Consider the following 21,047-nt stretch of genomic DNA (forward strand, 5'->3'; position numbering starts at 1 on the left):
GCGGACACAGTCTGGATTGCTTCGTCGCAAGAGCTCCTCGCAATGACGGGGACAGAGCGGCGCCTACGCCGCCTTCGCCGTGACGATCCAGATCGCGCCCTGCAACGCCACGCTCTGCCCCTTGAGGAACGGCGCGAGCATTTCGCGGATCGAGGCTTTTGCCGCGGCATACATCTCCGGAGGATGGCCCTGCAGCGCGCGGCTGGCGGGACCGATCTGGAGCGAGCCCTCGACCGCGGCATCGAGCCCGCCGCCGATCGCAACATCCATCGCGAGATTGTGCGGCTCCATCGCCACGTCGACGAAGCCCGCGCCTTTCAGGATGCGCGTCACGCGCTCTTCCGAGGCGAAGGCGAACGGGCCCGGCTCTTCCGGCCCGACCGGCGGCATCTTGGGAACGTGTTTGTAGACCGCCATCAACGGCGCCATCATCCAGGGATTTTCCTTCGGCTCGCGCCAACAGGCGAACGCCAGCCGTCCCGACGGCTTCAGAGCACGACGGAGATTGGTGAAGGACGCAATCGGATCGGCGAAGAACATCACGCCAAACCGCGAGGCCAGCAGGTCGAAGCTTGCCGGCTCGAATGGATAGACCGTCGCATCCGCCAGCACGAAATCGAGCGGCAGGCCTTTTGGCGCAAACGCTCGCGCCTGCGACAGCATCGGCTCGGAGACGTCGAGCCCGAGCGCGAAGCCATCAGGCGCGACAGCCTTCGCGAAGGCGAACGTGGTCGCGCCGGAGCCGCAGCCGACGTCGAGGACGCGCTCGCCCGGCGTCGGCCTGGCGCGGGCGATCAGCACGTCGGCAATGGGCCCGAGCAGGCTCTCCTGCGCCGCATGGCGATCGGCCCAGCGTTGTCCGCTGGGGCCGTTCCAGTAAGCGATCTGGTCGGCGTTCTGCTCGTGTCCGCTAGGGTGTTCCATTGGGGCCTCTGTGGCTCGGTATCGCCCGCCTGCGCCTATTGGCTTCGGCGCGGCAGCCTTCGTTCGCTTCGTGCCAATAAAGTGTGAGGCTGGCTCGCCGAGCCGAAGCTCGCGACGCGAGCAAAGGCTGGTGGGCGGTGAGAGATTCGAACTCCCGACCCTCTCGGTGTAAACGAGATGCTCTAACCAGCTGAGCTAACCGCCCCTCGCCGCTTCTTTATCCCCACCGAGCCCGAACGGGCAAGCGCGGAACTGCACTTCCTCGGCCTCAATCTCCCGGCCGGCCCGGCAGCAGTGGCACCGCGTCGATCCACACTGCCGCCGACTGACACCAGATCTGCCTGACGGGCCGCAATTTGTCGCGCTGGCGGATGCTGCCCCAGCGGATGCCCCAATCGTCCTCCTGGTCGCCCTCGCCGCTCGTGAATAGCGGGGAACCGCAGTCGGCACAGAAGTGCTGGAAGCGCATCCGGCCGTTGTCGCCGCGCTTGCCGTAGATCCTGGGCGTACCGGCCGTCAGCTTGACGTCGGACTTGGTGCAGATCGCCGTCACCCGGAACGGCGATCCCGTTAGGGTCTGGCAGTCCCGGCAGTGGCAGACCGACACCGTCTCGGGGTCGATCTCGGCTTCAAAGGTAATCTGGCCGCAATGGCATTGCCCGTCGATGTGCATTGTCATCCGCTGCCCCACAGCAAAAACGGCGCCCGAAGGCGCCGTTTTATCATCTTTTCGAGCTGCGATCTCAGTGAGCGGTCAGGCCACCGGCGGCTTCGTCGCCGTCCGGCTTCACCGTCACCTTGGTGTCCTCTTCCCAGACGATCGGCACCGGCTTCTTGACCAGCGCCTTGGCAACGACGTCGTCGAGGCGCGAGACCGGGATGATCTCCATGCCGCCCTTGATCGCATCGGAAATCTCCGTGAGATCCTTGGCGTTGTCCTCGGGGATCAGCACCGTCTTGATGCCGCCGCGGGCAGCAGCCAGCAGCTTCTCCTTCAGGCCGCCGATCGGCAGCACGCGGCCGCGCAACGTAATTTCGCCGGTCATCGCGACATCGTGGCGGACCGGGATGCCGGTCATGACCGAGATGATCGCGGTGGCCATCGCCACGCCCGCCGACGGACCGTCCTTCGGCGTCGCGCCTTCCGGCACGTGCACGTGGATGTCGCGCCGGTCGAACAGCGGCGGCTCGATGCCGTAGACGATCGCGCGCGAGCGGACGTAGGACGCCGCCGCCGAGATCGATTCCTTCATGACGTCACGCAGATTGCCCGTGACCGTCATCTTGCCCTTGCCGGGCATCATGACGCCTTCGATCGTCAGCAACTCGCCGCCGACATCGGTCCAGGCAAGGCCGGTGACGATGCCGACCTGCGGCTCGCTCTCGATCTCGCCGTAGCGGTACTTCGGCACGCCGAGCAGCTCTTCCAGAGTCTTCTCGGTGACCTTGACCGACTTCTTCTTGGAGATCATCAGCTCCTTCACCGCCTTGCGGGCGAGTGTGGAGAGCTCACGCTCCAAATTGCGCACGCCCGCTTCGCGGGTGTAGCGGCGGATCAGAAGCAGCAGCGCGTCGTCGTCGATCGAGAACTCCTTGGAGTCCAGGCCGTGCTTGGACACCGCGTTCGGGATCAGGTGCTTGCGCGCGATCTCGACCTTCTCGTTCTCGGTGTAGCCCGCGATCCGGATGATCTCCATGCGGTCCATCAGCGGCCCGGGAATATTGAGCGTATTCGCGGTCGTGATGAACATCACGTTGGAGAGATCGTAGTCGACCTCGAGATAGTGGTCGTTGAAGGTCGCGTTCTGCTCGGGGTCGAGGACCTCGAGCAAAGCCGAGGACGGATCGCCGCGGAAATCGGCGCCCATCTTGTCGATCTCGTCCAGCAGGAACAGCGGATTGGACGACTTCGCCTTCCGCATCGACTGGATGATCTTGCCGGGCATCGAACCGATATAGGTGCGGCGGTGACCGCGGATCTCGGCCTCGTCGCGCACGCCGCCGAGCGACACGCGCACGAATTCGCGCCCCGTCGCCTTCGCGATCGACTTGCCGAGCGAGGTCTTGCCGACACCAGGAGGGCCGACGAGGCACAGGATCGGGCCGGTCAGCTTGTTGGCACGCGACTGCACGGCGAGATACTCGACGATGCGGTCCTTGACCTTCTCCAGCCCGTAGTGATCGGCATCCAGAACCGCCTGCGCAGCTTCCAGATCCTTCTTCACCTTGGACTTCTTGTTCCACGGAATCGACAGCAGCCAATCCAGATAGTTGCGCACGACGGTCGCTTCCGCGGACATCGGCGACATCTGGCGCAGCTTCTTCAATTCATGCTGCGCCTTCTCGCGCGCTTCCTTGGAGAGCTTGGTCTTGGAGATCTTCTCTTCGAGATCGGCGAGCTCGTCGCGACCGTCGTCGTCGCCGAGCTCCTTCTGGATCGCCTTCATCTGCTCGTTGAGATAATACTCGCGCTGGGTCTTCTCCATCTGGCGCTTGACGCGCGAGCGGATGCGCTTCTCGACCTGGAGCACCGAGATCTCGCTCTCCATCAGGCCCAGCACCTTCTCCAGGCGCTGCGTGACCGACAGCGTCTCCAGGATGCCCTGGCGATCCGCGATCTTGACGGCGAGATGCGAGGCGACGGTGTCGGCGAGCTTGGCGAAATCGGTGATCGCCTGCACGACGCCGACGACCTCGGCCGAGATTTTCTTGTTGAGCTTTACATAGCTCTCGAAGTCGGACACGACCGAGCGCGCCATGGCCTCGGCCTCGACCGACTTCGCATCGGTGTCGGCGAGCGCAATCGCGGTCGCTTCGTAATAGTCGGCGCGATCGGTGTACTTCTGCACGCGCGCCCGCTCGAGCCCTTCGACCAGCACCTTCACGGTGCCGTCGGGAAGCTTCAAGAGCTGGAGCACGCTGGCAAGCGTACCGGTCTCGTAAATGGAATCGGGTGCCGGATCATCGTCGGACGCGTTCTTCTGCGTCGCGAGCATGATCAGCGCGTCGTTCTTCATCACCTCTTCGAGCGCGCGGATCGACTTCTCGCGGCCGACGAAGAGCGGAACGATCATGTGCGGGAAGACGACGATGTCGCGCAGCGGCAGCACGGGATAGGCGTGCGTTTCGCCATGAACGATGGTTGGCCTGGGTTTTGGATTGGTCATGGCCTTTTCCTTTTGCTTTGCCCCCTTGCACGCAGCCCGCCATGCTCATGCGCAACCGCCACAAGGTGCCGAGGTGATCCGCAAAACCGGTCGGTCCTTCTGAGGTTGGACCGGCCTGCCGGATCGGAACTGAGGCGAATCTTGAAGAGAATTTTTGCTCGCCGCCGACATTAGGTGGCTATCGACCCGGGGGGTGTCAAGTCATTGAAAGACGCGCGCCATCAGGCGCTTACGCACGCGAACAAGCGACACAACACCGGCTGCGGAGATATTTTCCGCAGCCCTTACCTGGGGAGACGATTGGAGCGTTCCAGCGCCGTAAAATCAGGCGCTGGCGTTCTCGACGGCGCGATCGGACCGATCGGCGTAGATGTAGAGCGGACGCGCCGTTCCTTCCACAACTTCGCGGGAAATCACGACTTCTTCCACACCTTCGAGGCCCGGCAGGTCGAACATGGTCTCGAGCAGGATCGCCTCAAGGATCGAACGCAGCCCGCGCGCACCGGTCTTGCGCTCGATCGCCCTGCGGGCCACCGCGCCAAGCGCCTCGTCGGCGAAGGTCAGCTCGATGTTCTCCATCTCGAACAGCCGCTGGTACTGCTTCACCAGCGCGTTCTTCGGCTCGACCAGGATCTTCTTGAGCGAAGCCTCGTCCAGATCCTCCAGCGTCGCCACGACGGGCAGACGGCCGACGAATTCCGGGATCAGGCCATACTTCAGGAGATCCTCCGGCTCGACGTGACGGAAGATTTCGCCGGTGCGGCGGTCTTCCGGCGCGAGCACCTGGGCGGCGAAACCGATCGAGGTCGACCGTCCGCGTGCCGAGATGATCTTTTCGAGGCCCGAGAACGCACCACCGCAGATGAACAGGATATTGGTGGTGTCCACCTGCAGGAACTCCTGCTGCGGATGCTTGCGGCCGCCCTGCGGCGGGACCGAAGCCACCGTGCCTTCCATGATCTTGAGCAGTGCCTGCTGCACGCCCTCACCCGACACGTCGCGCGTGATCGAGGGATTGTCGGACTTGCGGCTGATCTTGTCGATTTCGTCGATATAGACGATGCCGCGCTGGGCACGCTCGACGTTGTAGTCGGCGGCCTGGAGCAGCTTCAGGATGATGTTCTCGACGTCCTCGCCGACATAGCCGGCTTCGGTCAGCGTCGTCGCATCCGCCATCGTGAACGGCACGTCCAGGATGCGGGCGAGCGTCTGCGCGAGCAGCGTCTTGCCCGAACCGGTCGGACCGATCAGCAGGATGTTCGACTTCGCAAGCTCGACGTCGTTGTGCTTGGTCTGGTGGTTGAGGCGCTTGTAGTGATTGTGCACCGCGACCGAGAGGACCTTCTTCGCATGGTTCTGTCCGATTACGTAATCGTCCAGCACCTTGCAGATTTCCTTCGGCGTCGGAATCCCGTCGCGCGACTTCACCAGCGAGGATTTGTTCTCCTCGCGAATGATGTCCATGCAGAGCTCGACGCACTCGTCGCAAATGAAGACCGTGGGACCCGCGATCAGTTTGCGAACTTCGTGCTGGCTCTTGCCGCAGAACGAGCAATACAGCGTGTTCTTGGAGTCGCTCGTGCCGACCTTACTCATTCATGTCTCCGTCCGCGGTTCGATCCCGTCCGCTCGATCGCCCTATTCCGGCACGACAGCCGGTACAGTCCTTCAAATAGAGCAAATTCCGTACCAAAAAAGACCCTACGCGTTGCATGCCGTGCGAATCACGGTCACTCGATTCTCCGCGACCATAGCCGATCAGTCGTAGCGAACCATGCTGTCACCCGACTATCAAGAATTCGCTAATCGGGGGGCGCCGGCTACCCGTGACAATACCGTGATTTCCGGTCTTGGCACGGGCGAAGTGATCGAAATCACCCCGGCGTTGCTGGATTGCCACGAAAAACAGGCACGAAAGCGGAACTTTCTGCCTGTCGCAGGGCGCAAAACTGCGTTTTGCGACGCGCGCACGTGTCCTTAACGTGAACGCTCCCTGACGGTGCCGGCGATCCCGGAGGGTTCGCCGTCACAGTAGTGCTACGGAGTCTTCGGCGCCGCGGTTTCCTCGGCGCGCTTGTCGATGACCCTGTCGACCAAACCGAACTCCTTGGCGTCGCTCGCGGTCAGGAACTTGTCGCGTTCCAGCGCGTCCTCGATCGCCTTGTAGGTCTGGCCGGTGTGCTTCACGTAGATCTCGTTGAGCCGCTTCTTCAGGTTCAGGATTTCCTGGGCGTGCAGCATGATGTCGGTGGCCTGGCCCTGGAAGCCGCCGGAAGGTTGATGCACCATGATGCGCGCGTTCGGCAGCGAGAAGCGCATGTCCTTCTCGCCGGCGCAGAGCAGCAGCGAGCCCATCGAGGCGGCCTGGCCGGTGCACAGCGTCGAGACCGGCGGACGAATGAACTGCATGGTGTCGTAGATCGCGAGGCCCGACGTCACCACGCCGCCCGGCGAGTTGATGTACATCGAGATTTCCTTCTTCGGATTTTCCGCCTCAAGGAACAACAGCTGCGCGACGATCAGCGTCGACATGCCGTCCTCGACCGGCCCGGTCAGGAAGATGATGCGCTCTTTCAGAAGGCGCGAGAAAATGTCGTAGGCGCGCTCGCCACGGTTGGTCTGCTCGACCACCATGGGCACGAGGTTCATGTAGGTTTCAACCGGATCGCGCATGAGTCACCTAGGGTTTTGAAGAGGCGGACATCGCCAGGCCCGGCTGCCAGTCGGGGCTGGATCTGCCGGAAGGCCGATGGACGTCCCGTGATGCAGGAACTTGGTAGAAGAACTTGGTAGAAGCAGAAGGCGTAGCGACAGATATAGCCCAATTCGCGCCTGACAAGTGCGGAGCGAATTAAGGCTTAATCCGTGAGGCAGTTGAAGCTGATTCGTACAAAGAGGCCCAGCCGGCCACCTGGCTAGCTCGACCTCTTCGCTGATCATCCTTAATGCAAGGCTATCCCAAAGGCTCTCCTAAAGGCTCTTCTGGAGCCCTCAGGCGGCGGTCTTTTCCGCCTCGTCGTCCTTGTAGAGATCGTCGCGCGAGACCTTCTTCTCAGTCACCTTGGCAAGCTCGAGGATGAAGTCGACGACCTTGTCCTCATAGATCGGTGCACGAAGCTGGGCCAACGCTTGGGCGTTGCTGCGGTAATAGTCCCAGACCTCCTTCTCGCGGCCCGGCATCGAGCGCGCCCGCTCGATCACGGCGCGGCCGACCTCGTCGTCGGTCACGGAGATCTTGTTCTTCTCGCCGATCTCGGAGAGCACGAGGCCCAGCCGCACGCGGCGGTCGGCGATCTTACGGTACTCTTCCTTGGCGGCGTCTTCAGTGGTGTCCTCGTCGGCGAAGGTCTTGCCGGCGGAGTCCATCTCGGCCTTCACCGAGTTCCACATCAGATTGAACTCCTCGTCGACCAGCGAGGGCGGAGCCTCGAAGCGATGGGCCTCGTCGAGGCGGTCGAGCAGCGCGCGCTTGACGCGCTGGCGCGTCGCGGTCGCGAACTCGGCGACCAGCCGCTCGCGCGCCGCTTCCTTCAGCTTGTCCAGCGATTCGAGGCCGAGCGTCTTGGCGAACTCGTCGTCGATCGCGAGATCCTGCGGCGCCTCGATCAGCGTCGCGGTGGTCTCGAACTCGGCCGGCTGGCCGGCGAGCTTATCGTTCATGTAGTTCTTGGGGAACGCCACCTTCAGCGTGCGGGTCTCGCCCGCGCCGATCCCGATGAGCTGCTCTTCGAAGCCGGGGATGAAGGTGTTGGATCCGATCACCACCTGGATGCCCTCGCCGGCGCCGCCCTCGAAGGGCTCGCCGTTGATGGTGCCCTTGAAGGCGACGGTGACGCGATCGCCCGACTCGGCCTTGGCGCCCTCGCCCTTCGCGGCATAGCCGCGGTTCGAATCGGCGATGCGCTTGATCGCCTCGTCGACGTCGGCGTCGGTGACTTCGGCGACGGGCTTCTCGACCTCGAAGGTCTTGAAGTCGGCGAGCGCGATCGACGGCACCACCTCGATCGCAACCGTATAGGTCAGGTCGGTTTTGCCGTTGAGCAGCTCCTCGACCTCGGCCTGCTCGGTCGGCATGGTGATCTTGGGTTCGGTCGCAAGGCGGAAGCCGCGCTCGGAGAACAGCTGCGTGTTGGTGTCACGAATGGTCTGGTCGATGGTCTCGGCCATCACCGAGCGGCCATAGACCTTCTTGAGGTGCGTGACCGGCACCTTGCCGGGACGGAAGCCGTTGATGCGAACCTTGTCCTTGAGGTCGACGAGCTTGGCACCGGCCTTGGCGTCGAGATCAGACGCGGGAACGCTGATCTTGAACTCGCGCTTCAAACCTTCCGAGAGGGTTTCTGTGACCTGCATGGTGTCCAATCTTCTTCTCGTTCGGTCCCGGCGCGCATGCGTCGGGACGCTGTCATTAATCGATCCAGCGCGAGGCGAACGCCTCAACGCCGGTGGTTCATCGGACCGGCTTCCGGCGGACAAACATCCGCGCGGGAGCAGATCGCGTAATCCGTGCAAACGCTGAAAGCGCTTGGTGCGGGCGGAGGGACTCGAACCCCCACAACTTTCGTCACTGGAACCTAAATCCAGCGCGTCTACCAGTTCCGCCACGCCCGCGTAAATTTGCATCAAGACCGGCCGCGATGCCGCGGGCGGCGGGCTTATAGCATGTGCCCGCCTGTTCGCAGCAAAAAAATGGCCCGATAGAGGCAGCCTTCAACTAGGCACGACGGCTGGACTTATCCAGCACGGCGTGGTCGGGATCGGCCATGAGAACGCGGATTTTCGACCCGACGAGGCGCGAGGTTTTGGCCGGGCTTGGAGCGGGACTGGGCGCCTCTGCGGCCGGGCTGATGGCGGGCGGCGCAGTCCCGGCCACGACCGCCCAGCTCGCCCTTCAGGCAAGGCCGGCGACGCTGGCTCTGAGGCCGGGTCAGCCGGCTACACCGATCTGGGAGCTGGCCGCCGTAAGCCACCTCGGGGATGTCCGTCTCAAACGTGGCGATCGCTGCGAGGTGGTCTTCCGCAACGGCCTGCCTGTCCCGCTTGCACCAGTCTGGTACGGCCTCAATGGCCCGGACGCGGCCGACCCGCTTCGGGGTCGCGCCCCGACGGCCCCGGATGCGACGGAAACATCAATCATTTCAGTCCCAAATGCGGGGACCCTGCTGGCCGACTTCCGGCTGTTCGAGGACGGCCTGAAGCAGCCCGCGCGCCCGCTTCCGATCATCGCCACCGAGACCAACGCGGTCGCCGCCGATCGCGACGTGGTCCTCTTGATCGAGGAATGGCGGCTGCGGCCGGATGGGACCGCGCTTCTCCCGGGCCGGGACCCGAAGGACACGTCCCCGCTCTATACAATCAACGGAACGACTTCATTCGAACTCTCAGCTTCGGCGAATGAGCGGCTGCGGCTGCGCTTTATCAACGGCTCGCAACGTTCTGTTCTGGCGATCAAATTGGAAAGTCACGAGGTCCAGGTGCTGGCCCTGGACGGACAGCCGGCTGAGCCGTTCCCGGCTCGCAACGGCGCCCTGGTGCTGGCTCCCGGCGCACGCGCCGACGCCTTTGTCGATACGGCCACATCGGCCCCATTCCTGCTGCATGATGGCAAGGAGGCGCGCCAGGTCGGCCGCCTGACGGTCTCCGGCAAGCTTGAGCGGCGCGCGCCGCCGTCGCCGCCGCAGCCGCTCCCTCCGAATGACCTGCCCGAGCGACTCGATCTGAAAGGCGCCCTGCGGTTCGATGTCGCGCTCGGGGCAGCCGACGCCGGGTGGGTACGGCCCGCAAATTTCTCGACGTCCTCCGCCCCCGCTTTTCGCACCAAGGCCGGCCGCACCGTCGTGCTGGCGCTCAAGAACCCCGCACCCGTCGCCATCGTCGTCCATCTGCACGGCCACCATTTCCGCCTGCTCGACAAGCTCGACGACGGCTGGAAGCCCTATTGGCTCGACACGCTCGCGATCGAACCCGGCCAGACTCAGCGCATCGCGTTCGCTGCGGCCTCCCCCGGGCGATGGCTGATCGAAACCGTCGTAACCGAATGGGCCGCCCCGCGGCTGGTGCGCTGGTACGGGGTGGAGTGAGGGGCTCCGACTAGGCGTGCGGCTTGGCTGTGAGTTCGATCCCGAGCGCCTTCATCACCGCAATAGTCGTTTTCAGCGTCGGATTGCCGTTGGTGCTGAACGAGCGATAGAGCTGCTCGCGAGAAAGACCAGTCTCTTTGGCGATCTGCGTCATCCCCTTGGCGCGGGCGACGACCCCAAGTGCATGGGCGATATAGGCCGCATCCTCGGTCTTGAACGCCTCTTCCATGAACACGGCAATGGCCTCGTCGGACTGCAGGTCTTCGGCCGGGTCATAGGTCGTCAGCTTCTCGCCCATCTCATTCGCTCCACATCTCGGCAAGGCGCTTCGCCGCCTTGATGTCTTTCACCTGCGTGCTCTTGTCGCCCCCGCACAGCAAAACGATGATCGCGTTGCCCCGCTTCCGAAAATAGATGCGATATCCGGGCCCGTGATGAATACGCAGCTCGCTCACACCGTCGCCCACCGGTTCGACGTCGCCTGCGTGTCCATGAGCCAACCGACCCAATCGCGAAGCAATCAGCGCTCTGGCACGCTCATCCTTGAGACGTGATCGCCACTTCCGAAACGTCTCAGTCTGCTTTCAATCACATGTAGTTTTTAGACTACAATTGTTCACAAATCAAGTGGCCTACGCATCCAGAGGTACCGAGCGTCGGGTTCTTTCTCCTCGTTTCGGGTCCCGTTGGTCTGCTCGATCAACGTAAACTGGCGCGCTTCATAGAAGCGCCTTGCGCGCGCATTGCACTGGAAGGTCCAGAGCTCCAGCCGTTCGTTGGCATGCCTGGCGACGTCGAGAAGTTCGGCGCCAGTCCCCCGCCCTTGAACAGCAGGAAGCACGTAAAGCTGCTCGATCCAGCCGTCACGGAAAGCGATGATCCCGCTCAGTACATCGCCGTTGAAGCGTCCCCACACGCGGCACGTCGCGAACACATGCTCGCGGTAGAACCAGTGATCCTCGTCCGGCGTATGCAGCCCAGCGAGCCAGGGCATCGCATGGTTGAATGCAGCCCGGTGAACCTGCGCCGCCGCGCCCATATCGGTGAGCGCGAGCTGCCTGAGCATTAGTACTCGATCCCCAGGGCACCATAGATCCGCCGGTGCACGGCGGGCAGCGTCTCGGTGAGATCCTCCGCGATCAGGCCCGGCCCCGCCTCGCTGCCCGCTTCGCCATGCATCCAGACGGCGATGCTGGCGGCTTCGAACGCCGGGACGCCTTGCGCAAGGAGGCCTGCGATGATGCCGGCGAGCACGTCGCCGGCACCCGCGGTGGCGAGCCAGGGCGGTGCGTTGGCGGCGATGGTGGCGCGGCCGTCGGGCGCGGCAATCGTGGTGTCCGCGCCCTTCAGCAGCACGACCGCGCCGGAGCGTTCGGCGGCGGCGCGCACGCGCTCGATCTTCGAGCGCCCCGGATGTTTATTGCTGAGGTCGGAGAACAGCCGCGGGAACTCGCCCTCGTGCGGCGTCAGCACTACCGCCTTGTCCTGCGACGTCTTGATCGATTCGAACAGGCGCTCGGGATTGGCGGCAAAGCTCGTCAGCGCATCCGCGTCGAGCACCAGGCGCCGCTGCGCGTTAAGCGCCGTGTGGACGAGATCGCAGGTGCGCTCGCCGACCCCCGCGCCGGGGCCGATCATGCAGGTGTTGTAGCGCTTGTCACCGAGCAGCTCGCCGAACTCGATGGCGGTATCGACGGGGCGAACCATCACCGCGGTGAGCGCAGCTGCATTGATCGCCAGCGCATCACGCGGCGTAGCCAGAGTCACCAGGCCCGCGCCGGCGCGGAGCGCCCCGCGCGCGGCGAGACGCGCCGCACCGGTCGCGGCCGCATCGCCCGAGACCGCCAGCACATGGCCTCGCGCGTATTTGTGGCCGTCGATGCGCGGCACCGGAAAGGCGGTGCCCCAGAAGTCCGGATCGTTCTCGAAAATCTGCGGCGCGATCTCGTCCAGCACCTGCGCCTCGATGCCGATGTCGGCGACGCGGACGTGGCCGCAATGCATGCGCCCCGGCAGCAGCAGATGCGCCGGCTTCTTGCGGAAGAAGGTGACGGTCTCGGTGGCGTTCACCGCCACGCCCAGCACGGCCGCGCTGGTGCCGTTGATGCCGCTTGGCAGATCGACCGCGAGCACCGGCGCACCGTTGGCGTTGATCGCCTCGATCATCTCACGTGCCTCGCCGTCGACCGGACGGCTGAGGCCCGCGCCGAACAGCGCATCGATGATCAGCGCCGGTCGCCCGATCGCCTGCGGGTTGAACGGGAGCACCGGGTGTTTCCAGCCCCGTGCGGCCGAGGCCGCATCGCCCTGGAGCTGGTCGCGCTCGCACATCAGGATGACCGAGACCTCGCGGCCTTGCGCGGCGAGCTCGGCGGCTGCGACAAAACCGTCCCCACCGTTGTTGCCGGGGCCGGCCACGATCAGGATCGGCCCCTCCTCCACCAGCGCGTTGGCGGCCTCGGCGACCGCCTGGCCAGCACTGAGCATCAGCTTGAAGCCGGGGGTGCCTGCCGCAATGCTGAGCTGGTCGGCACGCTGCATTTCGGCGTTGGTCAGAACTTCCATGCCACTTCCCTGTCCAAAAGCCTTTTCAAGAGGCACGTTCTGCGTCGGGCGATCCGACGGAACAATGATCTGCACAAATATTGGACCGTTTGCCTATTCCGTAGTCTGCGGTATTTTGTGCGGGTCGGCGCCACCTATCAGAGCTGCACGTTAAAAGGCTGATAACGCTCCAATAATCAGGGCATTTGCAACTTGGCATAGACCCTGCTTTCGCGGAAGTCGCTTCGGTTCGTCGTGCTCACTGGCATTTATCAGGGTGTGGCCGGCCGTTGTTGCCGGACTGGTCAGGGATCCCGGCATAGCGAAGACAAGATCGTGCGTTATGAAAAGCGCATCCTGACGAAGACGTTGCTATTTGTTCGAAAGGCCGGGAGGCGCGCAGTGAAGAAGATCGAAGCCATCATCAAGCCATTCAAGCTCGACGAGGTGAAGGAAGCGCTTCAGGAAGTCGGCCTTCAGGGCATCACCGTCACCGAAGCCAAGGGCTTCGGCCGGCAGAAGGGTCACGCCGAGCTGTACCGCGGCGCAGAATACATCGTCGACTTCCTGCCCAAGGTGAAGATCGAGATCGTGATCGGCGACGATCTGGTCGAGCGCGCCATCGACGCAATCCGCCGCGCAGCGCAAACCGGGCGCATCGGCGATGGCAAGATTTTCGTCTCCAACATCGAAGAGGCGATCCGCATCCGAACCGGCGAATCCGGGCTGGACGCTATCTGAGCCGGGTGCTATCCCGCATTTTGCGACATTCTGACAAGAAATAGGCTGCTTCGGCGGCCTCATTTTGTTTGTGCCTCGCGCGCCTCAAGAAGCGTGAACACGGTCGCTTGAAGCTTGGAAACCGACCCGCAGAGCCAAAAGGGGTATGCATGAAGACCGCCAAAGACGTCCTGAAATCGATCAAGGACAACGACGTCAAATACGTCGACCTGCGCTTCACCGATCCGCGCGGCAAGTGGCAGCACGTCACCTTCGACATCAGCATGATCGATGAAGACATTTTCGCCGAAGGAACGATGTTCGACGGCTCCTCAATCGCCGGCTGGAAGGCGATCAACGAGTCCGACATGTGCCTGATGCCCGATCCGGTGACCGCGACGATCGATCCGTTCTTCGCCGAGACCACCATGGTCATCACCTGCGACGTGCTCGAGCCGACCACCGGCGAGCCCTACAACCGCGACCCCCGCGGCATCGCCAAGAAGGCCGAGGCGATGGTGAAGTCGATGGGCGTCGGCGACACCGTGTTCGTCGGCCCCGAAGCCGAGTTCTTCGTGTTCGACGACGTGCGCTTCTCCGCCAATCCCTACAGCACCGGCTTCCGCCTCGACTCCTCGGAGCTGCCGACCAACTCCGACACCGAATATGAAGGCGGCAACCTCGGCCACCGCGTCCGCACCAAGGGCGGCTACTTCCCGGTGCCGCCGCAGGACTCCGTGCAGGACATGCGCTCGGAGATGCTCGGCGCCATGGCCAAGATGGGCGTGAAGGTCGAGAAGCATCATCACGAAGTCGCTTCCGCCCAGCACGAGCTCGGCATGAAGTTCGACACGCTGACCTTGATGGCCGACCACATGCAGATTTACAAATACTGCATCCACCAGGTTGCGCACATCTACGGCAAGACCGCCACCTTCATGCCGAAGCCGGTCTTCGGCGACAACGGCTCGGGCATGCACGTGCACCAGTCGATCTGGAAGGACGGCAAGCCGGTGTTCGCCGGCAACAAATACGCCGACCTGTCGGAGACCTGCCTCCATTACATCGGCGGCATCATCAAGCACGCCAAGGCGATCAACGCCTTCACCAACCCGTCGACCAACTCCTACAAGCGTCTGGTCCCGGGCTACGAGGCTCCCGTGCTGCTCGCCTATTCCGCGCGCAACCGCTCGGCCTCCTGCCGCATCCCCTACACCGCTTCGCCGAAGGCCAAGCGCGTCGAGGTGCGTTTCCCCGATCCGCTCGCCAATCCCTATCTCGGCTTCGCCGCGATGCTGATGGCCGGCCTCGACGGCATCAAGAACAAGATCGATCCGGGTCCGGCGATGGACAAGGACCTCTACGATCTGCCGAAGGAAGAGCTGAAGCAGATCCCGACCGTGTGCGGCAGCTTGCGCGAGGCGCTGGAAAACCTCGACAAGGACCGCGGCTTCCTCAAGAACGGCGGCGTGTTCGACGACGACTTCATCGACGCTTACATCGAGCTGAAGATGACCGAAGTCGCCCGCTTCGAAATGACCCCGCATCCGGTCGAGTTCGAAATGTACTATTCGGGCTAAACGGCCCGAACGACCGCGACACACGAAAGGCGCCCCTCGGGGCGCCTTTTTTGTTTGTGGTCCTCGACTTTCGTTCTGTGTCTGACTCCACTTCGTTCTCAAAGAACGAATCGGAATCGAGAAAACCGGCGCGCACCATTTCTTGATAACTGGTTTATTACGCCCGAGAGATCGAGGCCGCCTTCACGCCGTCACCCGACAGCGACTGGATTTGCTTCGCTGCGCTCACGATGACGATGGTTATGGGCCTCGGCGCGCTCCGCAGCTACGCCGCCGCGCGCTGCTTCGCCACCATAGCCTCACCGAACGCCTCGAACAGTTTTCGGTTGATCGGATTGTGCTGCGGGTCGTATTCGGCGTGCCATTGCACCCCGAGCGCAAAGGCCTTGGCTTCCGCGATGCGGATTGCCTCGATGGTGCCGTCCTCGGCGATGCCCTCGATCAGCACGCGCTTGCCGGGATCGAGGATGCCCTGGCCGTGCAGCGAATTGACCCTGATCTTGTTACAGCCGAGCAAGTCTGCGAACGCGCCGCCCGGCGTCAGATCGACGTCGTGACGATCGGCGAACACCACGGTCGGATCGGGATGGATCTCGCCGTTCTCGAGCCTCGGCATGCGATGGTTCATACGGCCCGGGATTTCGCGGATCTCGGGATGCAGCGAGCCGCCGAAGGCGACGTTCATCTCCTGGAGGCCCCGGCAGATGCCGAACAGCGGGATGCCGCGGGCAACGCAGGCGACCGAGAGCGCCAGCGCCACCTCGTCGCGGTGGATGTCGTAGGGCTCGTGCGCCTCACACGGATCGACGTTGAAACGGGTTGGGTGGACATTGGCGCGAGCACCGGTGAGCACGATGCCGTCGACAGTGTCGAGCAGCGCGCCGATATCGGTGATATCGGGCGAGCCCGCGAACATCACCGGCAGGCCGCCGGACACCTCGGCCACGGCGCGCAGATTACGCTCGCCGACCATCTGGACCTGAAATCGATTTTCAACGCGATGGGCGTTCCCGATCACGCCGACGACCGGCTTTCTCATCTCCCGTTCAGACCTTTCGCCGAAGACGATTCTCCAAACATGCCCCTGGGATGGAACAAATTCAACAGAAGGGTACGCGGGACGGCAATGCTATTTTCGCGCAAATGGCCGGGCGGAGGACGGGCATGGCCCCCTCTCTCGCCGGCGTCCGTGGCCCGCAGGGCCAAGGACGCGTCAATCGCGCCAGAGCCTGGCTTGATCCGAGGCGGGATTTCGCGAAAGAGTGCCTGCCTGCCGCCTTCGCATAGGAGCCGATGTGACCATTCCCGCAGATGAACGGCCCCGGACCCGCACCGATCTGGCCTGGGCGATCTCGGTCGGGGGCATCGGAATCGTGCTGTTCGCGGCAATGCTGGTCTTCACCTGGTATTTTGCAGCTACCCTGCTCCTGATCTTCACCGGAATGCTGCTCGGCGTCGGCCTCAACGCGCTGACCAACGCGCTTGGCCGCCGCGTGCACCTGCCCCACGCGGTCCGGCTCGCGATCGTCTGTGCCGCGCTGGCGGTAATGCTCGCAGGCGTTGCTTATCTCGGCGGCGCCACCATTGCCGAGCAGGCCTCGCTGCTGAGCAAGACAATCAAGTCGCAGATCACCAACGTCCGGTCCTTCCTCGAAAACCATGGGATCGACACCAGCTTCTTCGATCTCGGCAACGCCGCACCCGCTGCCTCCACCGATGCGACGCCGACGCCCGCCCCGACCCCGGGCTCGCACGGCGGATTGCCGGGCGCAGGCGCGCTGGCCTCGAGCGGCGGGGCGATCGTGAGCCAGACCTTCAAGCTGCTGCTCGGCACCATCAGCGCGGTCGGCAACATCTTCATCGTGCTGTTCCTGGGGCTCGCCTTCGCCGCCCAGCCCGCGGTCTATCATGACGGCCTGTTGTTTCTCGCGCCGGCCAGGCATCGCGCCCGCATCACCCTGATCATCGACGGTATCGGCGAGACGTTGGAGCGCTGGCTGATCGCGCAGATCATCGTGATGCTTGCGGTCGGCGTGGTGACCTGGATCGGGCTCGTCCTCATCGGCATTCCCGGCTCGTTCATCCTGGGGATTCAGGCAGGCCTGCTCGCCTTCATTCCGACGGTGGGCGCCATCATAGCCGGCGTCGTGGTCGTGCTGGCGAGCCTCGCCTCAGGATGGATTCCGGCGCTGTCGGCCTTTCTCCTCTTCATGGGCGTGCACGCCATGGAGAGCTATGTGCTGACGCCGATCCTTCAGCGGCAGGCACTGGACATTCCGCCGGCCACGCTGTTCGCGTTCCAGATCCTGCTCGGCGTCGTGTTCGGAATCTGGGGCCTGGCGCTGGCGCTGCCGCTGGTCGCCATCGCCAAGGTGATGATCGACCATTTCAAGACGTATGAAGCGCCGCCTCTGGCGGAGGCGGCCTGAGCCGCCTCAGGTGGTGAGCACGGTTTCGGTGTGCTCGACCTCGGGGGGTGCCGCGAAATACTGGCCGACGAGGCCGCGCCATTCGGTGAAATTCTCGGAGCCGCGGAAATCGACGGTATGGCTCTCGAGCGTTTCCCACTTCACCATCAGACGATAGCGCTGCGGCTTCTCGATCGACTTGTGCAGCTCGAAACCGTGAAAACCCTTGGAGCGGCCGAAAGCGGCCTTGGCCTTGGCGACGGCGGCCTCAAAGTCCTTCTCGCTGCCCGGCTTGACGTCGATTTGCGCGATCTCGGTGATCATCTGTTTCCACCCATTTTGTTTGATGGGCGTGTCTACCGCAGCCCGCGACAAAGAAAAAGGCGCCAAAACGGCGCCTGCCCGGTCCAAAAATGCAGATCACTCAGGCGAACAGCAAAACGGTGCCCGCCACTGTCAGCGCACAACCGGCGAACAGCGCGAGCGGCCAGTAATTGCGGCCTTGCGTGTAACGCCCCTGGGCGCGGCGCTCGGTGAATCGAATGGTAAACAGGGGATTACCGCGAGGCCTCCTTTGCCTAGGCCGTCGCCGGTTGTGTCTTGGATTGCGTGTTGGGCACGCCGATCCGAGCGGCGCTCTGGCGGCGCCAGTTCTCCAGCGACAGTGGCAGCTCCTCCGCCGATTCGACGCGGTTTCGGCCGCCGCGCTTGGCTTGGTAGAGCGCGGTGTCGGCCGAGGCCAGCAGCACTTCGAGCTCGGTGCCGGCCGGACCGCCGGCGACGCCGATGCTGACGGTGGTGTCGACCGGGCCCTCGTCGACGACGACGCCGGAGGTCTCGAAGGCCTCACGCACGCGCTCGGCGACCAGCACGCCCTCCTCCAGCGAGCAGGGCAGCAGAGCGGCGAACTCCTCGCCGCCGATGCGACCCGACATGTCGCTGATGCGCAGATTGCTGACGACGACGGTCGAGAACAGTTTCAGCATCTCGTCGCCGGCGGGATGGCCGAAGCGGTCGTTGATCGACTTGAAATGATCGATGTCGAAGATCATCACGGTCACGGGACGGCCGGCCTTGGCCTCGCGCTCGATCACGCGTCCGCAGGCTTCCGAGAAGCCGCGGCGGTTGAGCATGCCGGTCAGGGGATCGGTGGAGGCGGCGGTCCGGTGCGCGGTGACGGTGCGCTCGGACACCAGCATGAAGATCACGAACACGGTGCCGACGGCATAGAGCACGAGCTCGACCGCGAACACAGTGACCCAGATGCTGGTGGAGAAGCCGGCATCGTTCGGGCGCAGGAAACTGCCGAGCAGGATCGGCAGCATCAAGACACAGCCGTGCATTACCGGAACCACGAAGGCCGGCCAGCGCCGTTGCAGGCTCTTGCGCCGCTCGACCCAGAGCTCGCTCGCGGTCAGCGCCGCATAGACCGAGACGATGCCGGCGCCGACGATCATGCGCAGCATGGACGCGGTGGGATCGAGCAGTGTGGCGGCAGCGGCCCAGGCGAGCGCGCCGACCAGGAGTCCCGGCCAGTTCGGCTTGCGGCCGTGGAAGACGCGCGCCGCATTCCACACCATGCCGCAGGCGACGAAGCCGACCGCGTTCAGCGCAAGGTAAAGATGCGGCCCCAGTCTGTCGCCGGCCGCCGTCCAGAGCGCGACCGATGCGGCGCCGAGCAGATACGCGGTGCCCCACCATTTCAGCGCAGGGCTGTTCTCCTGCCTTCCGAAAAATACCATCATGGCGCCGAGCAGTGCGGCGACCATGGTCGCGACCAAATAGAGCGTGATGCTATCGAGCGACATCATGTCGGCCCCCTCTTAGACATAGCAGTTACGCGATCGGCTCAGCCGATTTGCGCGCCCTTCCAAATGCGACGCTATGTCTCGCGGGTTCCATTCAGGTTTTCATGCGGGCCCAAGTTTTCAGGAAACACGCCATCAATTTGCATACAAACGAACAGCAAAAAGGGCGCTGAAATCAGCGCCCTTTTGCATCTCATTGAAGCCGCTTTCGCGGCGAATGCGACCGAAGCGATTAACGCTTCGAGAACTGGAAGGACCGGCGGGCCTTGGCCTTGCCGTACTTCTTGCGCTCGACCACGCGGGAGTCGCGGGTGAGGAAGCCGCCCTTCTTCAGCACGGTGCGCAGCTCCGGCTCGAAATAGGTCAGCGCCTTGGAGATGCCGTGACGAACGGCACCGGCCTGGCCGGACAGACCGCCGCCGGCGACGGTGCAGATCACGTCATACTGGCCGGACCGCGCGGCCACGGAGAACGGCTGCTCGATCATCATGCGCAGCACGGGACGGGCGAAATAGACCTCGACCTCGCGCGCGTTGACCGTGACCTTGCCGGCGCCCGGCTTGATCCAGACGCGGGCGACCGCGTCCTTGCGCTTGCCGGTGGCGTAGGCGCGGTTGAACTTGTCGACCTTCTTCTCGTGCTTGGGCGCGTCGGGCGCGGCCGCCGTCTTGAGCTGCGAGAGCTGGTCGAGCGACTGAATGGATTCGGCCATGTTATGCGGCCCTCGTGTTCTTGCGGTTCAACTTGGCGATGTCGATCTTCTCGGGCGTCTGGGCCTCGTGCGGATGATCGGCGCCGCCATAGACGCGGAGGTTGCCCATCTGGACCCGACCGAGCGGACCACGCGGGATCATGCGCTCGACGGCCTTCTCGAGCACGCGCTCGGGATGCTTGCCCTCGAGGATCTGGCGCGCGGTGCGCTCCTTGATGTGGCCGACGTAACCGGTGTGCTTGTAATAGGTCTTCTGCTCGCGCTTGCGGCCGGTGAGAACCGCATACTGCGCGTTGATGATGATGATGTTGTCGCCGCAATCAACGTGCGGGGTGTAGGTCGGGAGGTGCTTGCCGCGCAGGCGCATGGCGACGATGGTGGCGAGACGGCCGACGACCAGACCCTTGGCGTCGATCAGTACCCACTTCTTCGTCACCTCAGCCGGCTTTGCCGAAAAGGTTTTCATGTCAGAGTTTCCGTGGACGGGGAGCATCGGCGCGAACACCGCACCGGACTGGCGGTTTTCTAGAGAACAGGGGCGCCGCGGTCAATGCCCAAAGCTGTAATTTACATGTGCAATATCAATTGCTTATAATTAAGGTATTAGGATACCCGCAAAAAGCTCAAACGTTTGGAATGGAATAGGTTGAGGTGACATGTGCAATCGGATCGGGCGAGGTACCGGACAACAGCTTCACCTCGCCGACCGCGAGGCGCTTGCCGAGCTTGAGCAGCCGCGCCTCCGCCAGCACGTCCTGCCCGGGCTGCCCCTTGCGCAGGAAGTTGATGTTGAGATTGGTGGTCACGGCGAGCCCGATCGGCCCGATCGCGGACAACAGCACCACGTACATCGCGAAGTCGGCGAGCGCCATCAATGTCGGGCCGGACACGGTTCCGCCTGGCCGCAGCATCTTTTCGCTATAGCGCTGACGCAAAAGGCAGGCCTGACCGTCCGCGCTCTCGATCGTGATGTCGTCGCCGCTGAAGGCCTGGGGAAACTCGTTGCGGAGGAACTGCTCGAGCTCCGCCACGCTCATTTTCGCTAACGCCATGCTACCCCTCACCCTCGCTTCACGTCCCCTGTTACATTAAGTTATCTGCGTC

19 protein-coding genes, 2 tRNA genes and 1 pseudogene are annotated in these 21,047 nt (G+C 63.6%); 4 read left to right on the forward strand and 18 right to left on the reverse strand.

All coding sequences use genetic code 11. From position 1 onward, the window contains the following. Window positions 1-63: 63 nt before the first annotated feature. From ABIB90_RS18520 to ABIB90_RS18555, 8 genes are all read right to left on the reverse strand, one after another. The gene (locus ABIB90_RS18520) at window positions 64-924 is read right to left on the reverse strand and encodes a class I SAM-dependent methyltransferase (RefSeq protein ID WP_354164079.1); all 861 of its coding nucleotides are present in this window, start codon (window positions 922-924) and stop codon (window positions 64-66) included. A gap of 128 nt (window positions 925-1,052) precedes the next feature. Then, window positions 1,053-1,129, reverse strand: a tRNA-Val gene (locus tag ABIB90_RS18525). A 63-nt stretch (window positions 1,130-1,192) separates the two neighbouring features. Next, a complete protein-coding gene (locus ABIB90_RS18530) occupies window positions 1,193-1,597 on the reverse strand; it encodes a GFA family protein (RefSeq protein ID WP_354164312.1) in 405 nt (134 codons plus the stop codon). 70 nt (window positions 1,598-1,667) lie between these two features. Further along, window positions 1,668-4,091, reverse strand: a complete 2,424-nt coding sequence (gene lon, locus ABIB90_RS18535; RefSeq protein WP_007603504.1) for an endopeptidase La — start codon at window positions 4,089-4,091, stop codon at window positions 1,668-1,670. A 324-nt stretch (window positions 4,092-4,415) separates the two neighbouring features. Next, entirely contained in the window at window positions 4,416-5,687 is a 1,272-nt protein-coding gene (clpX, locus tag ABIB90_RS18540) for an ATP-dependent Clp protease ATP-binding subunit ClpX (protein ID WP_007603503.1), read from the reverse strand. A 441-nt stretch (window positions 5,688-6,128) separates the two neighbouring features. Continuing rightward, a complete protein-coding gene (locus ABIB90_RS18545) occupies window positions 6,129-6,764 on the reverse strand; it encodes an ATP-dependent Clp protease proteolytic subunit (protein WP_007603501.1) in 636 nt (211 codons plus the stop codon). Between the two features lie 318 nt (window positions 6,765-7,082). Then, window positions 7,083-8,444, reverse strand: a complete 1,362-nt coding sequence (gene tig / locus ABIB90_RS18550; protein ID WP_219682229.1) for a trigger factor — start codon at window positions 8,442-8,444, stop codon at window positions 7,083-7,085. A gap of 173 nt (window positions 8,445-8,617) precedes the next feature. Continuing rightward, window positions 8,618-8,702 (reverse strand) — tRNA-Leu (locus ABIB90_RS18555). Between the two features lie 152 nt (window positions 8,703-8,854). Here ABIB90_RS18555 and ABIB90_RS18560 point away from each other — a divergent pair. Next, complete coding sequence (locus tag ABIB90_RS18560; protein WP_354201178.1) at window positions 8,855-10,171, forward strand: multicopper oxidase family protein; 1,317 nt, start codon at window positions 8,855-8,857, stop codon at window positions 10,169-10,171. 10 nt (window positions 10,172-10,181) lie between these two features. On the opposite strand, the gene ABIB90_RS18565 is transcribed toward ABIB90_RS18560, so the two are convergent. From ABIB90_RS18565 to ABIB90_RS18580, 4 genes and pseudogenes are all read right to left on the reverse strand, one after another. Next, window positions 10,182-10,469, reverse strand: a complete 288-nt coding sequence (locus ABIB90_RS18565; protein WP_007603498.1) for an addiction module antidote protein — start codon at window positions 10,467-10,469, stop codon at window positions 10,182-10,184. A 1-nt stretch (window position 10,470) separates the two neighbouring features. Next, window positions 10,471-10,755: pseudogene (locus tag ABIB90_RS18570) on the reverse strand (type II toxin-antitoxin system RelE/ParE family toxin); the annotation flags it as partial. A gap of 32 nt (window positions 10,756-10,787) precedes the next feature. Then, complete coding sequence (locus ABIB90_RS18575; protein WP_354164073.1) at window positions 10,788-11,237, reverse strand: GNAT family N-acetyltransferase; 450 nt, start codon at window positions 11,235-11,237, stop codon at window positions 10,788-10,790. Next, window positions 11,237-12,736 (reverse strand): NAD(P)H-hydrate dehydratase, encoded by a 1,500-nt coding sequence (locus ABIB90_RS18580; RefSeq protein ID WP_354164071.1) that lies wholly within the window; start codon window positions 12,734-12,736, stop codon window positions 11,237-11,239. Before ABIB90_RS18580 ends, ABIB90_RS18575 begins: the two co-directional genes overlap by 1 nt. 381 nt (window positions 12,737-13,117) lie before the next feature. Between ABIB90_RS18580 and ABIB90_RS18585 the strand changes: the two genes are divergently transcribed. Then, window positions 13,118-13,456: a P-II family nitrogen regulator gene (locus tag ABIB90_RS18585; RefSeq protein WP_007603495.1), complete on the forward strand. Its 339-nt coding sequence runs from the start codon at window positions 13,118-13,120 to the stop codon at window positions 13,454-13,456. 149 nt (window positions 13,457-13,605) lie between these two features. Beyond that, window positions 13,606-15,015 (forward strand): type I glutamate--ammonia ligase, encoded by a 1,410-nt coding sequence (gene glnA / locus ABIB90_RS18590; RefSeq protein WP_007603494.1) that lies wholly within the window; start codon window positions 13,606-13,608, stop codon window positions 15,013-15,015. 265 nt (window positions 15,016-15,280) lie between these two features. Here glnA and ABIB90_RS18595 read toward each other — a convergent pair whose 3' ends face one another. After that, window positions 15,281-16,054: a gamma-glutamyl-gamma-aminobutyrate hydrolase family protein gene (locus ABIB90_RS18595; protein ID WP_219682233.1), complete on the reverse strand. Its 774-nt coding sequence runs from the start codon at window positions 16,052-16,054 to the stop codon at window positions 15,281-15,283. Between the two features lie 256 nt (window positions 16,055-16,310). Here ABIB90_RS18595 and ABIB90_RS18600 point away from each other — a divergent pair, with 256 nt between their 5' ends. Then, window positions 16,311-17,444 carry an AI-2E family transporter gene (locus ABIB90_RS18600; protein WP_219682234.1) on the forward strand — a complete coding sequence of 378 codons (1,134 nt, stop codon included), beginning with the start codon at window positions 16,311-16,313 and terminating at the stop codon, window positions 17,442-17,444. 6 nt (window positions 17,445-17,450) lie between these two features. Here ABIB90_RS18600 and ABIB90_RS18605 read toward each other — a convergent pair whose 3' ends face one another. The 5 genes from ABIB90_RS18605 to ABIB90_RS18625 all read right to left on the reverse strand — a co-directional run bounded on the left by ABIB90_RS18605 (window position 17,451) and on the right by ABIB90_RS18625 (window position 20,995). Beyond that, complete coding sequence (locus ABIB90_RS18605) at window positions 17,451-17,747, reverse strand: antibiotic biosynthesis monooxygenase family protein (protein WP_007603488.1); 297 nt, start codon at window positions 17,745-17,747, stop codon at window positions 17,451-17,453. A 254-nt stretch (window positions 17,748-18,001) separates the two neighbouring features. Continuing rightward, on the reverse strand, window positions 18,002-19,234 hold the full coding sequence (locus tag ABIB90_RS18610; RefSeq protein WP_219682237.1) for a GGDEF domain-containing protein: 1,233 nt from the start codon (window positions 19,232-19,234) through the stop codon (window positions 18,002-18,004). Between the two features lie 229 nt (window positions 19,235-19,463). Then, window positions 19,464-19,943, reverse strand: a complete 480-nt coding sequence (rpsI, locus tag ABIB90_RS18615; protein ID WP_007603485.1) for a 30S ribosomal protein S9 — start codon at window positions 19,941-19,943, stop codon at window positions 19,464-19,466. Between the two features lies 1 nt (window position 19,944). Continuing rightward, a complete protein-coding gene (gene rplM / locus ABIB90_RS18620; RefSeq protein ID WP_007603484.1) occupies window positions 19,945-20,409 on the reverse strand; it encodes a 50S ribosomal protein L13 in 465 nt (154 codons plus the stop codon). A gap of 157 nt (window positions 20,410-20,566) precedes the next feature. Next, the gene (locus ABIB90_RS18625; RefSeq protein ID WP_007603483.1) at window positions 20,567-20,995 is read right to left on the reverse strand and encodes a PaaI family thioesterase; all 429 of its coding nucleotides are present in this window, start codon (window positions 20,993-20,995) and stop codon (window positions 20,567-20,569) included. Window positions 20,996-21,047 lie beyond the last annotated feature (52 nt).

It is taken from the genome of Bradyrhizobium sp. JR4.1 (genome assembly GCF_040548605.1).
Taxonomy (GTDB): Bacteria; Pseudomonadota; Alphaproteobacteria; order Rhizobiales; family Xanthobacteraceae; genus Bradyrhizobium; species Bradyrhizobium canariense.